Genomic DNA, 23,652 nt, shown 5'->3' with positions numbered 1-23,652 from the left:
TCACTGGAATTACTGCCTTTTGTGCGTAAGGTATTTTTCTTTAAAATAGTTGGCTGTATTCTTTTAGTCCTTCTTTTAAGATTTGAACCGCTTTGATTAATTCCTGTTGGTTTAAAACATAAGCAATTCGCACTTGATTCAATCCCATAGCAGGTGTTGAATAAAATCCTGCGGCTGGAGCAACCATAACGGTTTCACCGTTCAATTGATAGCTTTCCAAAAGCCATTGTGCAAAATGTTCGGTATTGCAGATGGGTAATTGAGCAATACAATAAAATGCGCCTTTTGGAGCAGTAACTACAACTCCGTCGATCTTCTGTAATTCAGAAATAACGGTATTTCTACGATTTCTATATTCATTGATGACCTCAGTGAAATAAGATGCAGGTACATCAATGGCTGCTTCGCAAGCAATTTGCTCAACGGTTGGTGGACTCAATCTCGCTTGTGCAAATTTCATAGCAGCGGCAATAACTGCTCTGTTTTTCGTCACCATACAACCAATTCGAGCCCCACACATACTGTATCTTTTGGAAACCGAATCGATCATGATGACATTTTGTTCTAAACCTTTCAGATTCATAACAGAGTAATGCTGGTCGCCGTCATAAATAAACTCACGATAGACTTCGTCTGCAATTAAGAATAAATCGTGTTTTTTAACTAAAGTGCCTAATTGCTCTATTTCTTCTTTTGAATACAAATATCCTGTTGGATTATTTGGATTGCAGATGAGTATAGCTTTAGTTTTATTGGAGATTAATTTTTCAAAGTCGGAAATAGGAGGTAAGGCAAAACCTGTTTCAATAGTTGAATTTACAGGTACTACAATAGCATCCGATGCTGCTGAAAAGGCACTGTAATTAGCATAAAAGGGTTCAGGAATGATTACTTCGTCATTGGCGTCCATAATACTTCCCAAGGCAAAAAGTAAGGCCTCCGATCCGCCAGTGGTAACTATAATGTCTTCAAATTCAACAGCAACATTTTGGTTGTTGTAAAAGGATACTAGTTTTTTTCTGTAACTTTCATAACCGGCTGATGGACTGTATTCTAATAAATCTAAATCAATATTTTTGATCGCATCTATGGCAATTTTAGGACTTTTAATGTCGGGCTGTCCGATGTTTAGATGGTATACTTTTAGTCCTTTTTTCTTTGCTGATTCGGAATAGGGAGCCAATTTTCGAATAGGTGACTCTGGCATTTGTCTGCCTCTGTTGGATATATTTGGCATTTTTTAAAAAATTGAAATGCAAATTTGCGATTTTTTTTCCAAATTAAATGTAAATTTAAGTCCTATTTGTTATCAGATTCTAACAAATATGTTGTATTTTTTGTAATATTACCGAAATCCTTTTTTAATGAGAATCACTCTTTTTTTTCTGTTTTTTTTTCTAGGACAATTTAGTAACCGTGCACAGGAAGGGTTTCAATTTTTGGCCAATCAAACTCAAGTGGAAATTCCGTTTCAGTTGATTAATAATCTGATTTTTATCCCAATTACTGTAAATGGCGTTGAACTTAATTTTTTATTGGATACGGGTGTGGAGGAGACTTTATTATTTAGTTTGGATGATAAAAAAGAGCTCAACCTATACAATGTGGATAAAATTCAACTTCGAGGTTTAGGGAGTAATGAGTCTATTGAAGGATTGAAGTCTTCTAATAATTATATGTTTGTAAAAGGATTGGTATCTTCAAAACAAGTGTTTTATATTATCTTAGATCAAAATTTCAACCTGTCATCTCATATTGGAATTCCTGTAAATGGGATTATTGGTAAGCAATTTTTTAAAAATAATCTTGTACAGATTGATTATCTCAAAAAGAAAATAACTGTTACAAAACCCAATTTTGAATTCTTTAAAAGGTTAGATAAAAAATTTGTCAAGATTCCTATCTCGATAGAATTAGGAAAGCCCTATTTTAAAAGTCAACTAAAAATTCAGGACACTTTTATCGAATCAAAAATGTTAATCGATATTGGCAACAGTGATGCTATTTGGGTTTTTCAAAATTATAAAGAAGGAATTAAGGTTCCTGAGAAGAATTATGATGATTTTTTAGGAAAGGGATTTAGCGGTGATATAGAAGGGAAAAGAGCTAAAATAAATGAAATAAAAATTGCCGATTTTAAGTTTTCTTGGCCAATTGCTGCTTTTCCAGATTCAAGTTCTCTTAAGCATGTAAAAATGGTTGAGAATAGAGTCGGGTCTGTAGGAGCAGAAATTTTCAGAAGATTCAAGGTGGTTTTTGATTATGAAAATGGCTCAGTTTATCTTAAAAAAAATGCTAATTATAAATCCCATTTTAAATATAATAAAAGTGGTATTGAGATTGAGCAAAACGGATTGAAATGGGTAGAAGATTATATAAAGCTTGAAAACAGCCTTGTGAATTCTTATGGGTATGGTAATCAAGAATCGGGAAAAGTAATGGTTAGAAATGACTACAAATATAAGTTTGAGTTACAACCTAATTATGTAATAGCTAATATCCGTAAAAAATCGGCAGCTGAAAAATGCGGATTAAAAGTGGGAGATGAGATTGTTTCTATTGGTGGTGTACCTGTTTTTAAGTATTCACTTCAAAAAATAAATAATCTTTTTATGGTAGAGGAGGATAAAAATATCACCATAGTGGTTTTAAGAGATAAAATGCAATTAAAGTTCGCTTTCAAGTTAGAAAGCGAACTTTAAATAGGTTTATATAACTTCTCCTTTGATTTTTAAGGCAACTCTGCCATTTTCTTGATTCACAGCATTGGTCTCAACGGTGATCGTTTTTCTGATAGGTCCTGGAGTCATATTGTATTTTACTTCAATTTTGCCATTTTGCCCAGGTTGAATAGCCGAAGTGGGTTTGCTCAAAATGCTGCATTCTTTGGTAGATAGAATAGTGATGATTTCTAAAGGGGCATCTCCTGTGTTTTTGAATTCAAAAGTACGAACGCCGTTGTCACTTGATTTACTCACTTTTCCATAATCTATAGTATTGTCAGTGGCAAGAAATTCTATTTTTGGGCCTGTTTGACTGTAAGTTGTAAAAGTGAAAAGGGTGGTTGTTACTAAAATAATAAGATTTTTCATATCGCTAAATTTAGTTTGGGTAAAGTAAATATAGTTTGTTTTAATTAGAGTACAAATTATTAAATCGCTTTTTATACTCTACTTTATTAATTACTTTTGCCAACTGAATAGTACAAATACCGAACCAAAGAGGGATAATAAGTCAATGTTTTTTATAAAGCGATTAACTGCTACGTTATGATATTGCTTGCTTCCTAAATAATATATCTACAATAAAATGAGTATTCCTGCACAATTTGACGCTAAAACCATTGAGAATAAATGGTACGCTTACTGGATGAAAAACAATTATTTTCATTCTGAACCAGATCATAGAACTCCTTATACCATTGTGATTCCTCCCCCAAATGTTACGGGAGTGTTACATATGGGACATATGTTGAATAATACGATTCAAGATGTATTAATCCGAAGAGCTCGTTTGAAAGGTTTTAATGCTTGTTGGGTACCCGGTACAGACCACGCATCGATTGCTACTGAGGCAAAAGTAGTGGCTAAATTAAAATCGGAAGGAATTAATAAAGCCGATTTGACTCGTGAAGAATTTTTGAAACACGCTTATGATTGGACAGATAAATATGGTGGAACCATTTTAGAACAATTGAAACAGTTAGGTTGCTCTTGTGATTGGGATAGAACCAAATTCACTATGGATCCAGATATGTCGGCTTCTGTTATCAAATCTTTTGTTGATTTGTATAACAAAGGAATGATTTACCGCGGCTACCGAATGGTAAATTGGGATCCTGAAGCAAAAACTACATTATCTGATGAAGAGGTAATTTACGAAGAACAACAAGGAAAATTATTTTTTCTAAAATACAAAATTGAAGGGTCAGAAGATTTCTTGACCGTAGCGACTACGCGTCCTGAAACGATTTTTGGAGATACTGCAATTTGTATCAATCCAAATGATGAACGTTTTACCCATTTAAAAGGAAAGAAAGCGATTGTACCTATTTGTGGTCGTGTAATTCCAATTATTGAAGATGAGTATGTAGATGTGGAGTTTGGTACGGGTTGCTTGAAAGTGACACCAGCACACGATATGAATGACAAAACTTTGGGTGAGAAGCATAATTTAGAGATTGTTGATATTTTCAACGAAGATGCGACTTTGAATAGTTTTGGTTTACACTACCAAGGAAAAGATCGTTTTGTAGTTCGTACCGAAATTGCTCAAGAATTAGAGTCCATTGGTGCTTTGGCTAAAACCGAAACTCATTTAAATAAAGTAGGAACTTCTGAAAGAACTAAGGCTGTAATCGAACCAAGATTGTCTGACCAATGGTTCTTGAAAATGGATGATTTAGTAAAACCAGCCATTAAATCGGTTTTAGAAGACGGAGCTATTAAATTGCATCCTTCTCGTTTTAACAATACATATGCGCACTGGTTGAACAACATTCGCGATTGGAATATTTCCCGTCAATTGTGGTGGGGACAACAAATTCCAGCGTATTTCTATGGAGATGGAAAAGAAGATTTTGTAGTGGCTGAAAACATTGAAGAAGCTTTGCAATTAGCACAGCAAGCAACTAACAACAAACAATTAACCACAAACGATTTGAAACAGGACCCTGACGCTCTTGACACCTGGTTCTCATCTTGGTTATGGCCAATGTCTGTTTTTGGTGGCATAATGGATCCAGAAAACGAAGACTTTAAATACTATTATCCAACGAATGATTTGGTTACAGGACCAGATATTTTATTTTTCTGGGTAGCCAGAATGATTATAGCAGGATATGAATATGCTGGCGAAAAACCATTTACGAATGTCTATTTAACAGGTTTGGTTCGTGATAAACAACGTCGCAAAATGTCGAAGTCTTTGGGGAATTCTCCGGAGCCTTTGGAATTAATTGAAAAGTTTGGTGCTGATGGTGTTCGTGTAGGATTGCTTTTGAGTGCTTCTGCAGGAAACGACATTATGTTTGACGAAGAATTATGCAATCAAGGAAAAGCTTTTTCTAATAAAATTTGGAACGCTTTCAAATTGATCAAAGGTTGGGAAGTTTCAGAAACGATTCCACAACCCGAATCTTCAAAAGTTGCCATTGAATGGTACGAAGCGAAGTTGCAACAAGCCTTGGCTGAGATTGAAGATAATTTTGAAAAGTATAGAATTTCAGATGCTTTGATGGGAATTTACAAATTGGTTTGGGACGATTTCTGTTCGTGGTTCTTAGAAATGATCAAACCTGCTTACCAACAACCAATTGATAAAGCTACGTTTGATAAAGCCATCGAAATGTTGGAAAACAATATGAAATTATTGCATCCGTTTATGCCTTTCTTGACAGAGGAAATTTGGCATTTAATTGCGGATAGAACCAAAGAGGAGGCTTTAATTGTTTCAACTTGGCCAGAAATTAAACCATTCAATGCGGCATTAATAGCTGATTTTGAAAATACAATCGAAGTAATTTCTGGGATTAGAACCATTCGTAAAGACAAAAACATTCCGTTTAAAGATACTATCGAATTGAAAGTGGTAAACAATGATAAAGCTTCTACTTATTTCGATGCAATTGTATCTAAATTGGGGAATTTAACTTCATTAGCATACGTTTCAGAAAAAGTGGATGGTGCTTTGTCTTTCCGTGTAAAATCCAACGAATATTTTATTCCGATTACTGGAAACATAGACGTAGCAGCCGAAATTGCTAAACTTACGGAAGAATTAAATTACACCAAAGGCTTTTTGAAATCCGTTCAAGGAAAATTAGCTAATGAAAAATTTGTAGCTGGCGCACCAGAGAAAGTAATTGAAATGGAACGCAAAAAAGAAGCAGATGCCTTAGCAAAAATTGCGACTATTGAGCAAAGTTTAGCGGGATTGAAATAACATCTGTTAAAGTATAAAACCAAAAAAACCAATGTTGAATTGCCAACATTGGTTTTTTTTATGGAATACTAATTACTGATTACAATCTGTATTTCAAGATCGCCATTACTTGAGTTGGCGCAATTGGGTTTACACTATAATTTTCGTGTACGGTGTAGTTCAACTCGTTGGTGATGTTGGAAACTTTGCATAGCAATGAGATTTTTTTCCAATCATAGCCTGCTGAAATGTCAACAGTAGTATATCCTTTTAATGGGATGTCACGGTCTTCAATAGTAATGGTATACGATTTTGGATTGGTTGCAGGTATGTTTTCTGTCCAAACATAACGGTCATTCCAACCACCTAATCGGTCACCTATATAATTAGTAACACCACCAATGGTAATTCCTTTGAAAAAGCCTTCTGGAATTTTGTAAAACACACTAAAGTTGGCAGTATGTTTTGGTGTTCTTGTCAAAAGATCGCCTACTACTAGACTTCCATTAGTGCCAGATGATTTTGAAATTATAGTTTCATTAAAGCTATAACCTGCCAAGATGTTTAAGCCTTTAATTGGATTGGCATTGACATCTATTTCAATCCCTTTTCCTCTAGTTCCCCCAACTAATTCTTTTAAATTAGTATTAACATTTGGAGTAACTCCATCAGCTGCAAAAGGAGCTGTTTGTGCTAAATTATTGTTTTCGATGAGGTAAGCAGTAATATTTGTGGTTATTAACCCTTTCATAAAATCCTTTTTGATTCCTATTTCATATTGGTCAATGATTGAGGGGTCAAGTGGTTTAAAATCTACAGTAGTTCCTGTATTAGGCGTGAAAGAATTTGAATAACTACCAAACAACGTTGTGGTTTTATTCGGTTGGAATACTAAACCTGCTTTTGGAGAGAACGCTCTATTTAAATTTTTAGCCCCTTCAGTAACAGTATTTTTTGTAAAATCTGTGGTTACTACTTGAGCTTCTTGCCAAGACCAACGAATACCTGCCAAAACTTTAATTTTATCCGTAATTGAGATCAAGTCTTGTGTAAATCCACCAAATCGACTAGTTTCTGTTACTGCAATTTGTGTATTGGTTGCATTGGGTATGTCGTTTCTTTGTGTATTAGGATTAAAATTAAAAAGATTGATAGTGTCATATAAACTCGGATCGTATTTTCCGTTAACTATTACCGCTTTTTCGTTAAAAACATAGGTGTAGTTATCAGCAATAGACAATTCATAATCAACTCCAGTAAAGATTTGATGTTTTACTTTTCCAGTGTAAAAAGTACCTTGAATACTTAACTGGTCACCAAATATTTTTTCTAAATTTTTATTTTGAACCAGGCCTCTGTTCCAAGTTCCAGGCACAGCATAGGTGTTTAAATTAGCAAGTTGTGCTGTGGATTTTTGGCTTCTGTCATAATTCTGAAATGATGAATTGAAGTTCAATTTCCAATTACTGTTAAAATCGTGGTGCAATTGAATCGATACACTTGAAGATTTCGTGTTTCCATTAGACCATTTAGCCCCAAAAAACTGATTTCTTGGTAAGTCTAGTATTTTTTTTCCAATGATTCCTGTACCAAAGTCAGGGGTCCAATCAGCGCTTAGGTAATCTCCTTGAAGTGTAATTTGTGTTTTTTTGGATAATAAAAATAAGAATGAAGGATTGAAATAGATTCGATCATTGGTAACAACATCTCTAAAACTTTCTGATTTTTCATAGGAACCATTGAAACGATAAGCTATAGATTTATTTAAAGGGCCATAAACATCAAAGGCTGGTTTAGAATAATTATAACTTCCCATTTGGATAGAAAATTCTCCTCCGTCAGTAAATTTTGGCGTTTTGGTAACCAAATTTAGAATACCTCCTGGGGCTACGTTACCATATAATAAGGCGGCACCCCCTTTTAAAAACTCAACTTTTTCTAATCCAGAAACTTCAGGAATAGAACCTGCATTATATCGAAAGCCATTTTTGAACATATTATTTGCCGTCATATCATAACCTCTGGACCAGAATGATTCTTGTGCGCCACCTCGAGCAGAACCTACATAAATTCCGTTGGCGTTTTTAATCACATCACTCAATCGAATAGCTTGTTGTTGTTCTATGATTTCAGCGCCAATAACTTGAACCGTTTGTGGGTTGTCCAATGGTTTTAAACCAGAGCGAATGGCTGAAATAGGTTTTCTTTGTCTATGCGCTTTGACTATTACTTCGTTTAAAATGGCTGCCTTTTTGTTTTTGATAGTATCAATAGTAAAGAACTCGATTGTTGTTTTTTTGTCGTCGGTAACAGTGCTTGCTTGAAGATTGTCTTGAGCGTTACTTCCGTAGTAGGAGAAAAGGAGAATAGGTAGGAGTATATATTTCATTTTTTATTTGGAATAATTAAAAATAACATTGCAAATATAAAACCATCTTTTGAAACCACAAAGCTTATTTAGATTAAATATGAATAAAAATAAGATTTTGTTTCTAATGAAATGTCTGTCAGTTGTTTTTGATTCTGTCACTGTTTTGAATACTACAATTTGACAATTTTGTAATTGGAGAGCGAATTAGTAAGGATATTATTGTGGTAATTGTGGGCAAGTATTTTGTATTCTTTTTGTTTTTGATTTGACTTGATGAAGAGCATTGATTGATCTTTTAGCAAATAGCAATAGGTACTATTTAAAATAAAAATCCCCATATATTGCTAGATGAGGATTATGAATTTTTTATGAATTGAAGTCTTATCCAAATACAATCAAAAAGAGTAATGGAAAAATTACACCCGCTACAGCTAGCTTCCATCCACGGTTTTTCCAACTGAATTTTCCGGCTTTTATCATAATGGTCCCTGTTAAAGCTATTGTGATTAAACTCAAAGCAAAAATATCAGAATAATAAATCCAAAAATTGGAGGTGTTTTTATGCAGTTTCATCGTTTGACTAATAATGGGAGTTTTGATAAATGAAACCATTTCACCTTTTCCAGTTTTCAGGTCAATCTCAATATCATGGTTCTCAAATGAGATTTTTAAAGTTCCTTTTTTGATGTTATGACGTCGGAATTTATCTTCTACGCCTAATTTTTTTCCTATTTCTTCAGCAAATTCTTCAGTAATTTTACTTTCATCAGGAAGTACTACTTCAATTGGTTTGGTTGCTGTGGTGTATTTTTCGGGATGCCACATATCTCTGTGATTCATCAGTAAACCTGAGAAAGCAAAAGAAACAATTAGTCCAATGTAAAAGTAGCCCAAATCACGGTGTAAGCTTCTGAAATTGATTTTTTTCATAGATACTAGAATTAATTTTTGTGTGTGTTTTACCCAATTAAGTTAAAATTATTGAGCAAGTGACGGTCGATTGTTTTTGTATAAAATAAAATTATTTAGAACGATTAAAAATAATGTCGCAAATATAAATATATATAGTAAAGGAGCAAAATTATTTGGTTGAAATAGTGCTAATTATTTTATTCCTTTTTTTAAGATAATAAGCATTAAGGTGTTAGACAAAAACAATAACCTTGCCTTTAATGGGCAAGGTTATTAGGAAAAAGCGAAATACGTTTTTTATTGAGTTTTCTTCATTCCAAATTTTTCAGACGTTTGTTTTCCGAGTTGAATTCCTGAGATTTCAGCCACTAAACTGTCTTTCTTAAAAAGTGTATAGCTGATTTTTTTAGGATAATCGTGTTTTGGATTTTCGAATAGGAGTTTTTTATCTGTAGTAGCGGTAAGCACAAAAGGGATTGCTTCATCTTCGTTTTGACCTGACACTTTTGCATTGTAAATGAGATTGTCTCCATTTTGTTGTAAAACAATCGTTTCGTTGTGCAAAGTGTCTTTTCCTTTAATAAAATACGAAGTGCCTTCAAAAGTACTGTCATTTAAAGATTTCCATGTTTCTTCTAGGATTCCTTCTTCGGATTGACTAGTCCATTTCCCCAACAACCATTGAGAAGCTTTTATTTTTTCATTTTTGTGCGTGTTGTTGTTACATGAGATGACTGCCAAAAAAACGATTGCAAGAGTACATTTACGAAACATAAGGAAAGCATTAAAATTGTTTTGAAAGGCTAAAATAGTAAAAAAAAGAATAGTGCAATTGGACTTTCTGATGACTAATGACAAAAGTAAAAGCAACCCTTTTTTAGATGGTATTTAAATTTTAATAAAAAGCAATGGATTTAAAATAGTAGCGCTATGTCTATTTAGCTAAATGTGAACATTGCATACTGAATACTTTTTTGTATTTTTGCCGACCAAAATAAAGGGATAAAAAATGTTAGACAGACTTCAATATGTAAAACAGCGTTTCGACGAGATTTCGGATTTGATTATTCAGCCGGATGTTATCGCGGATCAAAAACGATATGTGCAACTCAACCAAGAATATAAAAGCATCAAAGCATTGGTTGAAAAAAGAGAAGAATACATTATTGTCTTAGCCAATATTGATGAGGCTAACGAAATCATTGCTGACGGTAGTGATGCCGATATGGTGGAAATGGCCAAAATGCAATTGGAGGAAGCTAAAGAACGCTTACCACAACTGGAAGACGAAATTAAGTTTATGTTGATTCCGAAAGACCCAGAAGACGCGAAAAACGTAATGGTCGAGATTCGTGCAGGTACGGGTGGTGATGAAGCGAGTATTTTTGCTGGAGATTTGTTCCGTATGTATACCAAATATTGCGAAAGTAAAGGTTGGAGAACATCGGTTGTGGATATGAATGAAGGAACTTCGGGTGGTTTCAAAGAGGTGATTTTTGAAGTTACAGGAGAGGATGTGTACGGTACTTTGAAGTTTGAAGCGGGTGTTCACCGTGTGCAACGTGTCCCACAAACAGAAACACAAGGACGTGTGCATACTTCGGCAGCAACGGTTATGGTGCTTCCAGAAGCAGAGGAATTTGATGTACAAATTGATATGAACGATGTTCGTGTGGACTTTTTCTGTTCGTCAGGACCTGGTGGGCAATCGGTAAATACCACAAAATCAGCTGTTCGTTTGACGCACATTCCAACTGGTTTGGTGGCGCAATGTCAGGATCAAAAATCACAACATAAGAATAAAGACAAAGCGTTGAACGTATTGCGTTCTCGTTTGTACGAAATGGAATTGGCCAAAAAACAAGCCGAAGACGCTTCAAAACGTACTTCGCAAGTGAGTTCAGGTGACCGTTCTGCTAAAATTCGTACTTATAACTATGCTCAAGGTCGTGTAACGGATCACCGAATTGGTTTGACCTTATATGATTTGGGTAACATTATGAACGGTGATATTCAGAAAATTGTAGCCGAATTGCAATTGGTGAATAATATGGAAAAACTGAAAGAAGCTAGCGAGGTTTTTTAATTAATTAAGTACAAAGTATTGAGTATTAAGTATTAAGTATTAAGTATTAAGATATTAGAAAAGATGCCATACTGAAATGTTTGGCATTTTTTTTAACAGGTTGCTAACTTTGGAAAAAACTTTGCGAACTTTGCCAACAACAACAAACAACAAACAACTCCTGTTTTGACTACACAACAACTACTAGAACAAATACAATTGAAAAAGTCTTTTCTATGCGTAGGCTTAGATGTTGACTTGAATAAAATTCCGCCACATTTATTAGCAACGGAAGATCCAATCTTCGAATTCAATAAAGCCATTATCGATGCGACGCACGATTTATGCGTTGCCTACAAACCCAATACGGCTTTTTTTGAAGCGTATGGCATAAAAGGGTGGCAGTCGTTACAAAGAACCATCGAATACATCAATGCCAATTATCCAAAACTCTTTACGATTGCGGATGCAAAACGCGGTGATATTGGCAATACTTCTTCAATGTATGCCAAAGCCTTTTTTGAGGATTTGAACTTTGATAGTGTAACGGTAGCGCCCTATATGGGGAAAGATTCGGTAGAGCCATTTTTAGCTTTCGAAAACAAACACACCATAATGTTGGCCTTGACATCTAACGAGGGCGCTTTTGATTTCCAAACCTTATCGGTAAATGGTACAGAATTGTACAAACAGGTTTTAGAAACCTCAAAATCGTGGAAAAACAGCCATAACTTGATGTATGTTGTTGGTGCCACAAAAGCAGAATACTTTACTGAGATTCGTAAAATTGTTCCTGATAGCTTCTTGTTGGTTCCCGGTGTTGGCGCACAAGGAGGAAGTTTGTCAGAGGTTTGCAAATACGGATTGAATAGTCAAGTTGGTTTGTTGATCAATTCGTCTAGAGCCATAATTTATGCTTCAAATAAAGAAGATTTTGCCGAAGTTGCAAGAGCTGAAGCGTTGAAAATGCAACAGGAAATGGAGGAGATTCTTAGGTTAAATGTTTAAAGTTTAAGGTTTTAAAGTTTAAGGTTTTAAAGTTTAAGGTTTTAAAGTTTAATATTGTTTGTTAAACCGTTGCGTGCTTTGCGGTTATTTTTTTTAAACATATAAGGCATTTAAGGTCATTCAAGTTTTTCTTTGCGACCCTTGCGTAAATCCTTGCGTACTTTGCGGTTAATTTTTTCAAACCATTTAAGGTATTTAAGTTCATTGAAGTTTTTTCTTTGCGACCCTTGTGTAAGTCTTTGTGAACTTTGTAGTTAATTTTTTTAAACCATTTAAGGCTTTTAAGGTCATTGAAGTTTTTCTTTGCGACCCTTGCGTAAATCCTTGCGTGCTTTGCGGTTAAATCCAAACAATATGAAACAACTAACAGATCAAATCGGTACTTCTCATTTATTTGAATCGACACCGTGTCGAATTGTTTCGTTGGTTCCTTCACAAACAGAGTTGTTGTTTGATTTAGGATTAGAAGACCAAATCGTTGGAATTACCAAGTTTTGCGTGCATCCAAAGCATTTACTTAAAACAAAAAAAATAGTAGGAGGAACCAAACAGGTTCATTTTGATAAAATCAAAGCCTTACAACCGGATATCATTATCTGCAACAAAGAAGAAAATACACTAGAAATGGTGCAAGAACTTTCTGCAATTGCGCCAGTTTGGGTGACCAATGTAGTTACGATTACAGATAATTCTCAAATGATTACTGATTTTGGGTTGCTTTTCGATAAAACAATCGAGGCTCAAACCTTAAATCAAAGTATAGACTTGGTCTTGGCTGATTTTAAGACTTTTATAGCAGCCATTCCTCCTCAAAAAGCAGCCTATTTTATTTGGAAAAAACCTTATATGGTGGCAGGATCAGGTACTTTTATCAACAAGTTGTTGCAATTGAATCGATTCATTAATTTTTTCAGAACACAATCCCGTTATCCTGAAATTGTTGTTGATTCGTCAACCCGATTTGAGGCTGTTGATTTGGTGTTACTTTCTTCGGAACCTTATCCTTTTAAGAACCAAGATGTAGCCGAATTTGCTTCCTTTTTTCCCAACGCCAAAATACGTTTAGTCGATGGCGAGTATTTCTCTTGGCACGGCAGCCGTTTGTTGAAGGCTATTCCTTATTTCAAAAAATGGCATCAAGAGTTGTTTTTGAATATTTAAGTTGTTAGAAAGTGTTTTGTGTGTAAATTGCTAATTTCAAGATAGTAATTGGCTTTTAAAATTATTATTCTATTTTTGCCAAAAAACTTAGGAATGCTTAATTACACTATCTACAAGAATGAAACAAGTACACAATGGGTAACTTTTGTGCACGGTGCAGGCGGTAGTTCGTCGATATGGTTTAAGCAAATTCGAGATTTTCAAAAACAATACAACGTTTTACTTTTGGACCTCAGAGGACACGGAGAATCTAAACCAACCCTGAAATCGGCTTTTACACAGAAATATACTTTTTCGGCTTTGGCGAATGATATTGTGGAGGTTTTAGAGCATTTGAAAATTGAACGCTCTCATTTTGTAGGTATTTCACTTGGTACAATTTTAATTCGTCAATTGGCAGAAATGTATCCTCAAAAAGTACAAAGTATGATTTTGGGAGGCGCCATTTTGAAAATGAATTTCCGTTCTCAAATTTTAATGCGTTTGGGTAATGCCTTCAAATATGTATTACCTTACTTGGTATTGTATCGTTTTTTTGCTTTCGTCATTATGCCCAAGAAAAGCCATAAACAATCCAGAGTATTGTTTATCAATGAAGCTAAAAAATTATACCAAAAGGAGTTTATAAAATGGTTTAAACTCACAGCCGAAATCAATCCTGTTCTGAAATGGTTTCGACAAGTAGAATTGAATATTCCAACACTTTACGTTATGGGAGAAGAAGATTATATGTTTTTGCCTTCGGTTCGTAAAGTAGTTGAAAATCATTATCGCTCTTCCAAGCTTTTTGTGATAGAAAAATGCGGCCATGTGGTGAATGTTGAGCAACCTTTAGCCTTCAATACTGCTGTGATTTCTTTTTTAAATACAACAAAATAAAAAATGCCGACATCGCAAGATATCGGCATTTTTATAACTAACCAAAACCAAATAATAAATAACCAGTTTATTACAGTACAAAGGTCAGCAATAAGTTGATAGGTAACTGTTAAAATTATGTTATTACTTTGTTGTCAATGAGTTAAGTTTTTTTGTGAGTCAAATTTATTGTTTTTTAGCTCCAATTTTAGGCTAATCTTGCATAGCAAAAACCTTCTTTAAAACAGTCGAAGTTCTTGATTGCAAATTGGTTCTAATGTTTTTTTCTTCAATAGCAATCATCTTAAAAACACCTTCTAGCGCTTTGTTGGTGACATAATCATTCAAGTCGGGATTGATTTTTGATACCAAAGGAAGGGTATTGTATTTTTGAATGATTCCATTCCAAATTTTATCGGCACCAACTTTTCCTATAGATTGTTGTACTATAGGTATGAATTTAGCATATAATTCTTTGTTGGTTGATTGTTGCAAATAGGTTGTTGCAGCATTTTCATTGCCCATTAAAATGGTTTTGGCGTCTGCAAATTTGATGTTTTTTATGGCGTTTACAAACACTGGAGTTGCTTCTTTTACAGCATCTTCTGCGGCTCTGTTTAGGGCTTTGATTCCGTCATCGGCTAACGAACCCATTCCTAGTTTTCGCATGGTTTTATCCACTTTGGATAATTCTTCGGGCATTACGATTTTGACCCATTCGTTTTTGTAGAAAACATCTACTTGGGTCAATTTCGAAACTTGATCGGTGATTCCTTTGTTTAAAGCTTCTTTTAGTCCAGTGGAGATATCTAAAGTTTCTTGAGAATTTATAATTCCAATGGCAGATTCAGCGTTTTTTTTTAGTAACGTTTTTAATTGGGCATTACAAATTGTTGGTAGAATAAATAGTAGTACTAGGGCTTTTTTCATTTTATTTCTTTTTTTTTTTTTTTTTTCAAATGTAAAAAAAGCTTTTCAATGAAAAATAGTATTGTTTAAAGGGATTTATAATAAATGATTGTTATTTATTATAAAGAACACCGCATTAAAATATTGATATACAAGGTGTTGTATTTGTGATGTGTCGTATTTTTTAGTAAATTGTCCTCTGTTTTAAACTTGAATCAGTCCTTTTGGCAGATTTAATTTTTTATAATTATTCGCTTTTCAATCATGGGTTAGCTGAAAACCAACAAGAGTAGGCATGAATTTAATAAAATGTAAAAATGAAACACCTAAACAATCAACCATCACCAACTATGATTATGCAAATTGGTTCCGGATTTTGGGCATCAAAAATCCTTTTATCAGCCATTCATTTTCAGTTGTTTACCCGTTTAGAAGAAAAAAGTAAAATGAGTGGATACGAAATTAAAGCGATGCTTAATTTTCAATGTTCAGATATTCATTTGTTTGACTTTTTAGATGCACTCACAGGTTTTGGTTTTCTTACTCGAGAAGGTATTTTAGAGTCTGCTTTATATTCTAATAGTAGCGATGTAGCCCTTTTTTTAGATGCTAATAAACCAACTTATATTGGTGGGTTACTCGAAATGTTAAATAATAGATTGTATGCATTCTGGGGTAATTTAGAAGATGGCTTACTTACTGGTTTGCCTCAAAATGAAATAAAATCTGGAAACCAAAATCTTTTTGAAGAAATATACAAGTCTCCAGAAAAATTAACTGAGTTTATCAATGCCATGGGAGGCATTCAATATGGAAATTTTAATGTCTTTGCCCAACAATTTGATTTTTCATCTTATGCAACTTTAACTGATATTGGAGGATCTGGTGCGGTTTTATCGGTTGTAGTTGCAAAACATCAACCACATATGACTTGTACCAGTTTTGACTTAGCAGCTGTGGGACCAATAGCAAAAGCAAAAATAGCTAAGACCGATGTTTCAGAACGTGTGAAAATTGCAAATGGTGATTTTTTTACGGATGATTTTCCAAAATCTGATGTAATTGTTATGGGAAATATTCTTCATGATTGGGATGAATCTCAAAAACTTTTATTAATCCAAAAAGCCTATGACGCACTTCCAGAGGGTGGGGCCTTTGTAGCGATAGAAAATATTATAGATGAAGAAAGAGTTAAAAATGTATTTGGATTAATGATGAGTTTAAATATGTTGATAGAAACAGGAACTGGTTTTGATTATACTTTTTCTAGTTTTGATAAATGGACCAAAAGTGTCGGTTTTAAAAACACCATTATCATGCCATTGACTGGCCCAACAAGTGCAGCAATAGCCTATAAATAGTTTTTTTTTTTTTGATAATGATGAAACGGTTGCTTTTCTAAATTAATAGAAAACAACCGTTTTGTTGTTGTATACCATGGTTTTTCTTTCAGCATGTAATTTTATTGCTGTTGCCAAAACAGTGCGTTCTAAGTCTCGTCCTTTCATTATAAAATCTTCAATGGAATGACTGTGGGTTACTCTGGTGATGTCTTGTTCGATGATTGGTCCTTCGTCCAAACCTTCGGTTACATAATGACTGGTAGCGCCAATGATTTTTACACCGCGTTTAAAAGCAGAATGATAAGGTTTAGCCCCAGGAAAAGCGGGTAAGAAGGAATGGTGGATATTGATGATATTGTTTTGATATTTTTCTATCAGTTTCGGGGTAATGATTTGCATGTAGCGCGCCAATACAATGAAGTCGATATTGTATTTATCTAATAATTCTAATTGTCCTTTTTCGCCAATTTCTTTAATTTCTTTGGTGAAAGGAACACAATAAAAAGGAATAGCAAATTGTTCGGCTACTTTTCGTAAATCTTCGTGATTGCTAATGATTACAGGGATTTCAAGTGGTAATTCGCCAGCGCTATAACGTCCCAAAATATCATATAAACAATGATCGTATTTTGAAACAAACAAAGCCATTCTCGGTTTTTGATGTTGCGGATAAATTTTCCAATCCATAGCAAATGGAATGGCTAGATTGGTTTCAAAATCAGCTTTTATGGCATCGATAGGCCATTTTTCCGACTCTAATTCGCATTCCAATCGCATAAAAAAAACATTTTCATCGGCATCAACGTGTTGGTCCAAATAAATAATGTTTCCTTCTATAGAAGCGATATAGTTGGTAACTGAGGCTATAATTGACTTTTGATCTTTACAATGTATGAGGATGGTAATTTTTTGCATTTTATGTTTGTCAAAGGGGAATTATGATTGTTTTTTTAAATAATTTAAAATAAAAAAGCGAAATCGATTGATTTTTATTTGTTTTTACTTTGGTTAAAGCAATGGTCCAAAATAAATTGTAGTGTATTACACGAAAACCATTGCGATTAGTTCTTTTTTTTAACCAAAACTAGCTTTATTTTTTTAACAAAAATTGTGTAAAAGCAGATTTATGGTAATTCCACTAAACCGTCTTTTTTATTTTAAAAAAGATGTAAATTGCTTACTTAAAATATCATATTCACAAAATGGAACAACAAAAACCATACACCCCTATTAATAAAGTAAGAATTGTTACTGCGGCCTCACTTTTTGATGGCCATGATGCCGCGATCAACATTATGCGTCGTATTATCCAATCTACAGGAGTGGAGGTAATTCACTTAGGCCATGATAGAAGTGTTGAAGAAGTAGTAAATACTGCCATTCAAGAAGATGCCAATGCTATTGCCATGACTTCTTATCAAGGGGGACATAACGAATACTTTAAATACATGTATGATTTGCTTCAAGAAAAAGGAGCCGGACATATCAAGATTTTTGGTGGAGGCGGAGGTGTTATTCTACCTTCAGAAATTGAAGAATTACATCAATACGGCATCACCAGAATTTATTCTCCAGATGACGGTCGTGCTATGGGATTACAGGGAATGATTAATGATTTGGTGGAACGTTCTGATTTTGCTATTGGTGATCAATTGTCTAATGAATTAGAATTAATTGAAGATAAAACACCAACTGCGATTGCAAGACTTATTTCGGCGGCTGAGAATTTTCCAGAAATTGCAAAACCAGTTTTTGATAAGATTCATGCTAAAAATGAAACTTCTAAAATTCCAGTTCTAGGAATTACAGGAACCGGTGGAGCAGGAAAATCTTCTTTGGTAGATGAATTGGTTCGTCGTTTTTTAATTGATTTTCCAGAGAAAACCATTGGATTAATATCTGTAGATCCATCGAAACGTAAGACAGGCGGCGCCTTGTTAGGTGATAGAATTCGTATGAATGCCATCAATAATCCTAGAGTGTATATGCGTTCGTTGGCGACACGTCAATCTAATTTGGCTTTATCTAAATATGTAGCCGAAGCGATTCAGGTGCTTAAGGCGGCGAAATACGATATTATTATTTTAGAAACTTCAGGAATCGGGCAATCGGATACTGAAATTATGGACCATTCAGATGTTTCATTATATGTAATGACACCTGAGTTTGGAGCAGCTACGCAATTGGAAAAAATTGACATGCTTGATTTTGCCGATTTAGTAGCCTTGAATAAATTCGACAAGCGTGGTGCTTTGGATGCGCTTAGAGATGTGAAAAAGCAATACCAACGCAATCATAATTTATGGGATGTAAATCCTGATGAAATGCCGGTTTTTGGAACGATTGCTTCTCAGTTTAACGATCCAGGAATGAACACGCTCTACAAATCGATTATGGATAAAATTGTAGAGAAAACGAGTTCGGACTTAAAGTCGACTTTCGAGATTACTCGTGAAATGAGTGAGAAAATTTTTGTGATTCCGCCACATCGCACGCGTTACTTATCTGAAATTGCTGAGAACAACCGTAAGTATGATGAAACGGCTTTAACCCAAGAGCAAGTGGCCCAAAAGTTATACGGAATTTACAAAACGATTGAAACGGTTTCCAACAAGAAACCAGAACTTAATAAAGCAGGAATTGATGACGCATCTGTATTGCCAACAGCTACAGCGTCGCATGATGAAAACCGCATCTTTTTGAATTTATTGTTGAATCAATTCGACAAAGTAAAAATGGATTTAGATCCTTACAATTGGGAAATGATTCTGACTTGGAATGAAAAAGTGAATAAGTATAAGAATCCAGTCTATACCTTTAAAGTTAGAGATCGTGAAATCAAAATGGCGACGCATACCGAGAGTTTGTCGCATACTCAAATCCCAAAAGTGGCTTTGCCTAAATATCAAGCTTGGGGTGATATTTTGCGTTGGTGTTTGCAAGAAAATGTTCCAGGAGAGTTTCCATTTACTGCAGGATTGTATCCTTTTAAACGCGAAGGAGAAGATCCTTCCCGAATGTTTGCCGGTGAAGGTGGACCAGAAAGAACGAACAAACGTTTTCATTATGTAAGTGCGGGTTTACCAGCTAAAAGACTTTCCACTGCTTTTGATAGTGTGACTTTATACGGAAACGATCCTCATGTTCGTCCTGATATATATGGTAAAATCGGAAATGCAGGAGTTTCTATTTGTTGCTTGGATGATGCTAAAAAATTGTATTCTGGTTTTGATTTGGTGCACGCTATGACTTCGGTGAGTATGACTATCAATGGACCAGCGCCTATGTTGCTTGGATTCTTTATGAATGCTGCTATCGATCAACAATGTGAAATCTATATCAAGCAGAATGATTTGGTGGAAGAAGTGGAAGCTAAAATTAAAGCGATTTACCAAGAAAAAGGGGTAGAGCGTCCAAAATATCAAGGTGATTTACCAGAAGGGAATAATGGTTTGGGATTACTACTTTTGGGAGTAACCGGAGATCAAGTGTTGCCTTTAGAAGTTTATAATGAAATAAAAACCAAAACACTAGCGCAAGTTCGCGGAACCGTTCAAGCCGATATTTTAAAAGAGGACCAAGCACAAAACACTTGTATTTTCTCTACGGAGTTTGCCTTGCGACTAATGGGAGATGTTCAGGAGTATTTTATTGCTAAAAATGTTAGAAATTTTTATTCGGTTTCTATTTCAGGCTATCATATTGCCGAGGCTGGAGCTAATCCTATTACGCAATTGGCTTTTACTTTGGCCAATGGTTTTACTTATGTAGAATATTACTTGAGTAGAGGAATGAATATCAATGATTTTGGACCCAATTTATCGTTCTTTTTCTCAAATGGTGTCGATCCAGAATATGCAGTTATCGGACGCGTGGCCAGAAGAATTTGGGCGAAAGCTTTGAAAAATAAATATGGTGCCAATGAAAGAGCTCAGATGTTGAAATACCATATTCAAACTTCTGGACGTTCTTTACATGCTCAGGAAATTGATTTCAATGATATTCGTACGACTTTACAAGCTTTGTATGCGATTTATGACAACTGTAACTCTTTGCATACCAATGCGTACGACGAAGCGATTACTACGCCAACAGAAGAATCGGTGCGTAGAGCGATGGCCATTCAGTTGATTATTAATAAAGAGTTAGGTTTGGCTAAAAATGAGAATCCAATTCAAGGTGCTTTTATCATCGAAGAATTGACTGATTTGGTGGAAGCAGCGGTTTTACAAGAATTTGATAGAATTACAGAGCGTGGTGGCGTACTTGGCGCTATGGAGACAATGTACCAACGTTCTAAAATTCAAGAAGAAAGTTTGTATTACGAAACATTAAAGCATACAGGTGAGTTTCCAATTATTGGAGTTAATACGTTCTTGAGTTCTAAAGGATCTCCAACGGTGATTCCAGCGGAAGTGATTCGTGCTACCGAAGAAGAAAAGCAATACCAAATCACCATGTTGAATAATTTACACCAAGCAAATGCTGATTTGGTAACCCAACATTTGAAAACCTTACAAGATGCAGCAATCAACAATGAAAACATCTTCGATCATTTGATGGAAGCCACAAAGGTTTGTTCTTTAGGGCAAATAACAGCTGCTTTGTTTGAAGTAGGGGGGCAGTATAGAAGGAATATGTAAAATTCGCTACTTGCAAATTAGGATTAAATAAATCCCTTGTTTTAAAGGTTTTTACGTTTATCCTTGTTTGTATTTGTTCAGTTTAAAACGCATTTGGTTGACTAAGAGTTGACTAAATGCGTTTTTTTATGGTTGCCTTATAAATCTATTTTATAAAGAACAATTACACAAAAGATTTCGTAGCCAAAGGAATTTAGTCAATAATTACATATGCATTTGGGTTTATTTTGATGATGAAAAATGTTTGGATTAAACTTAAGCAAAAGCATCCTCTAGTGTTGCTTGTCAATATGTGTTTTTTATCGTAAACAATTGTTAATATAAATCTGTTTTTTTTGTAAGTTGTTCAAGCTCAGCTTGTATAAGTATTCTTATAAGCTTTTTTTTTATCGATTATTAGTGTTGTTAGTCGATGTTTATTTAGTTTTTTTTATGATGTCTGTTTAAATTTTTTACTTTTAAGTGTATTTATTTATTATTTGATTTAAAATTTAAAATAAATACGTGGTTCTAAAAAATTGTATTGTACCCAGCACTATTTTTTTTTGGAAGAAGGAGCTTTTCATAAACGTATTTTTTATGAAGCTAATTTTGTCAAAGTTTTTTCCCAAATCGATGTCTTTGATTTAGTTATCCAGTACTTAACTGTTTTACTTTATTTTCTTGCGTTTCATTACAGCATAGCGTATTTGAAATTATATAGAAAATCATGCAAAAGTTTAGTACTTATTGTATCAACTACTTTATTAAATTATAATGGAACAAACTACTAAAGCATTTTTTTATCCCATCTACTACTAAATCCAACTTCCTAATGTTTTGGTCCTAAAACCATTATATTATGAAAAATTCTATTTTATTTAAAGCTAAAAGCATCCAAGGTTGTTCATGTGTTTTATCTTATTTTTCTATTCCATTTTTGGCATTATCTTATGGAACCAAAATTTTTTATAAGAGGTTTGTTTATGTTGGAATGATACTCTTTTTAGGATTGAGTTTTAGTCAAAACACCTATGGTCAACTTGTTGGTGGTGCCGCAGTCAAAGCAAATTTTGGGGTAGAAGGAGATGCATATGCTAACCTGTTACAATTTGGTAGTCTTTCAAATCAAAACGGGACTGATGATTGGTTTCAACAAACCTATCCTGGGCCTGGTTTTGGAGTGATAGATCAATCTTTACCATTTCCATTACTAAACAATACCCCGTTTTCAAGAAGACAATCGATTACCTCTACAACTCCAGGTTATGTATCTATTAACGGATATCCTGTGGTTCGTAGTGGTTTAGGTGCTGATCAAGCAGACTTCTTATGGCTAGATGCTGTATATGGTCGAGATACTTACGTCAAAGGAGGTAATTCTGAAACCTCTTATTTTGCAGGATCTGGAGATAAAAATTCGGATAATCCTTCTACTTGGTCGATAGGAACTTCGGGAAGTGTACCACAAAAAACGGACATTGTAGACGTATTTGCTCATTTAAGGGGGGAAGGTATTAGAACCCCAGATGGTAATAATCCAAGACCGTATACTACACTTTGGGCCTATGCTGGAGCTACTATTGTGGTAACTGATGGCAATAAACATATTGATTTTGAATTTTTTCGAACTGAATTAGATGAAGTTTCAGACTTGTTAGTGCCTAATAGTACAGGATTAGATGGTGGTAGAACGGCTTGGACATTTAATGCTGACGGAAGTGTTAATGTTCCAGGAACTCTTATTGTTTCTGTAGATTATACAAACGGAGGAACGGTACCACAAGTTAGAATTAGGGTTTGGATGGATGAAACCGTTTTTAATAACTATGATAATACCAAACCATTACGCCCTTTTACAACCAGTCCTGGAACCTTTGAAAAAGGGGAAGGTTCTGGAAATTTTGGGTATGGTGTTATTTTGTCTAATGTAGGGACGACAAATATTTGGGGTAGAGTAAATAATAACGCCAGTACATTAGGGCCTCCATGGGGTACTTTTACTGGTTCCGGACCAGACCCAGTAACCGATTTTCAAGCTTTACAATTTGTAGAAGTTGGTATTAATCTTACGGCTTTCGGATTGGATAAAGGGGGGACACAAGGTCCATGTAGTAATTTATTAGGTAGCTTGTTGGTTAAAACTAGAAGTAGTGGTGGAGGTCCAACCGAAGGTGCTTTTGGTAGTGAACTAAAAGATTTTGCGGGTCCGTATTTATTTGGAACTACTATTACTCCAACAGTAAGTGCAACCGTTAATCGTGTCATCGATTGTGTTAATCAAGATGCTACAATTACAGCTACAAATGTTTCTCCACAGGGAGCAGAAATTAAATGGTATGATCCTTCAATGGTACTTATACCGGGCGATAATCCTCAAGATCCAGATAGGGTAGTTACTTTGCCAGGTACTTATACAGTTAAAGCATTTGTACCAGGAAATTCGTCCTGTTTTGCTGAAAGCACAGTTGTGGTAGAAAG

General features: G+C 34.6%; 16 protein-coding genes. 9 read left to right on the top strand and 7 right to left on the bottom strand.

From position 1 onward, the window contains the following. Positions 1–40: 40 nt before the first annotated feature. Entirely contained in the window at positions 41–1,237 is a 1,197-nt protein-coding gene (locus ACSVH5_RS07965; protein ID WP_438060913.1) for a pyridoxal phosphate-dependent aminotransferase, read from the bottom strand. A gap of 127 nt (positions 1,238–1,364) precedes the next feature. On the opposite strand from ACSVH5_RS07965, the gene ACSVH5_RS07960 reads away from it, so the two are divergent. Continuing rightward, the gene (locus ACSVH5_RS07960) at positions 1,365–2,702 is read left to right on the top strand and encodes a PDZ domain-containing protein (protein ID WP_438060912.1); all 1,338 of its coding nucleotides are present in this window, start codon (positions 1,365–1,367) and stop codon (positions 2,700–2,702) included. 6 nt (positions 2,703–2,708) lie between these two features. On the opposite strand, the gene ACSVH5_RS07955 is transcribed toward ACSVH5_RS07960, so the two are convergent. Next, on the bottom strand, positions 2,709–3,092 hold the full coding sequence (locus ACSVH5_RS07955) for a DUF1573 domain-containing protein (RefSeq protein ID WP_438060911.1): 384 nt from the start codon (positions 3,090–3,092) through the stop codon (positions 2,709–2,711). Positions 3,093–3,309: 217 nt separating this feature from the next. Here ACSVH5_RS07955 and ACSVH5_RS07950 point away from each other — a divergent pair, with 217 nt between their 5' ends. Continuing rightward, complete coding sequence (locus ACSVH5_RS07950) at positions 3,310–5,943, top strand: valine--tRNA ligase (protein WP_438060910.1); 2,634 nt, start codon at positions 3,310–3,312, stop codon at positions 5,941–5,943. A gap of 79 nt (positions 5,944–6,022) precedes the next feature. Here ACSVH5_RS07950 and ACSVH5_RS07945 read toward each other — a convergent pair whose 3' ends face one another. From ACSVH5_RS07945 to ACSVH5_RS07935, 3 genes are all read right to left on the bottom strand, one after another. After that, complete coding sequence (locus ACSVH5_RS07945; protein ID WP_438060909.1) at positions 6,023–8,311, bottom strand: TonB-dependent siderophore receptor; 2,289 nt, start codon at positions 8,309–8,311, stop codon at positions 6,023–6,025. A 363-nt stretch (positions 8,312–8,674) separates the two neighbouring features. Continuing rightward, entirely contained in the window at positions 8,675–9,223 is a 549-nt protein-coding gene (locus ACSVH5_RS07940; RefSeq protein ID WP_438060908.1) for a PepSY-associated TM helix domain-containing protein, read from the bottom strand. 279 nt (positions 9,224–9,502) lie between these two features. Beyond that, complete coding sequence (locus ACSVH5_RS07935; protein WP_438060907.1) at positions 9,503–9,979, bottom strand: DUF6265 family protein; 477 nt, start codon at positions 9,977–9,979, stop codon at positions 9,503–9,505. A 235-nt stretch (positions 9,980–10,214) separates the two neighbouring features. On the opposite strand from ACSVH5_RS07935, the gene prfA reads away from it, so the two are divergent. The 4 genes from prfA to ACSVH5_RS07915 all read left to right on the top strand — a co-directional run bounded on the left by prfA (position 10,215) and on the right by ACSVH5_RS07915 (position 14,318). Then, the gene (prfA, locus tag ACSVH5_RS07930; protein ID WP_438060906.1) at positions 10,215–11,291 is read left to right on the top strand and encodes a peptide chain release factor 1; all 1,077 of its coding nucleotides are present in this window, start codon (positions 10,215–10,217) and stop codon (positions 11,289–11,291) included. Positions 11,292–11,456: 165 nt separating this feature from the next. Next, on the top strand, positions 11,457–12,278 hold the full coding sequence (pyrF, locus tag ACSVH5_RS07925; protein ID WP_438060905.1) for an orotidine-5'-phosphate decarboxylase: 822 nt from the start codon (positions 11,457–11,459) through the stop codon (positions 12,276–12,278). A gap of 354 nt (positions 12,279–12,632) precedes the next feature. Continuing rightward, positions 12,633–13,439, top strand: coding sequence for an ABC transporter substrate-binding protein (locus tag ACSVH5_RS07920; RefSeq protein ID WP_438060904.1), 807 nt, complete (start codon positions 12,633–12,635; stop codon positions 13,437–13,439). A gap of 93 nt (positions 13,440–13,532) precedes the next feature. Further along, a complete protein-coding gene (locus ACSVH5_RS07915) occupies positions 13,533–14,318 on the top strand; it encodes an alpha/beta fold hydrolase (RefSeq protein ID WP_438060903.1) in 786 nt (261 codons plus the stop codon). Positions 14,319–14,510: 192 nt separating this feature from the next. Here the strand turns inward: ACSVH5_RS07915 and ACSVH5_RS07910 are convergent, their stop codons facing one another. Beyond that, positions 14,511–15,227, bottom strand: coding sequence for a DUF4197 domain-containing protein (locus ACSVH5_RS07910; RefSeq protein ID WP_438060902.1), 717 nt, complete (start codon positions 15,225–15,227; stop codon positions 14,511–14,513). A gap of 296 nt (positions 15,228–15,523) precedes the next feature. Here ACSVH5_RS07910 and ACSVH5_RS07905 point away from each other — a divergent pair, with 296 nt between their 5' ends. After that, entirely contained in the window at positions 15,524–16,567 is a 1,044-nt protein-coding gene (locus ACSVH5_RS07905; protein WP_438060901.1) for a methyltransferase, read from the top strand. Positions 16,568–16,609: 42 nt separating this feature from the next. On the opposite strand, the gene purU is transcribed toward ACSVH5_RS07905, so the two are convergent. Beyond that, positions 16,610–17,464, bottom strand: a complete 855-nt coding sequence (purU, locus tag ACSVH5_RS07900) for a formyltetrahydrofolate deformylase (RefSeq protein ID WP_438060900.1) — start codon at positions 17,462–17,464, stop codon at positions 16,610–16,612. Positions 17,465–17,751: 287 nt separating this feature from the next. Between purU and ACSVH5_RS07895 the strand changes: the two genes are divergently transcribed. Both ACSVH5_RS07895 and ACSVH5_RS07890 read left to right on the top strand, forming a co-directional pair. Then, complete coding sequence (locus tag ACSVH5_RS07895) at positions 17,752–21,192, top strand: methylmalonyl-CoA mutase family protein (protein ID WP_438060899.1); 3,441 nt, start codon at positions 17,752–17,754, stop codon at positions 21,190–21,192. Positions 21,193–22,033: 841 nt separating this feature from the next. Continuing rightward, positions 22,034–23,652 (top strand): hypothetical protein (locus ACSVH5_RS07890; RefSeq protein ID WP_438060898.1); only part of this gene is annotated, 1,619 nt, incomplete at its 3' end.

It is taken from the genome of Flavobacterium sp. RSSA_27 (genome assembly GCF_051547125.1).
In the GTDB taxonomy this organism is placed as follows: Bacteria; Bacteroidota; Bacteroidia; order Flavobacteriales; family Flavobacteriaceae; genus Flavobacterium.
Note: the sequence above shows the minus strand (reverse complement) of the source record. Positions and strands in the feature narration are given on the sequence as shown.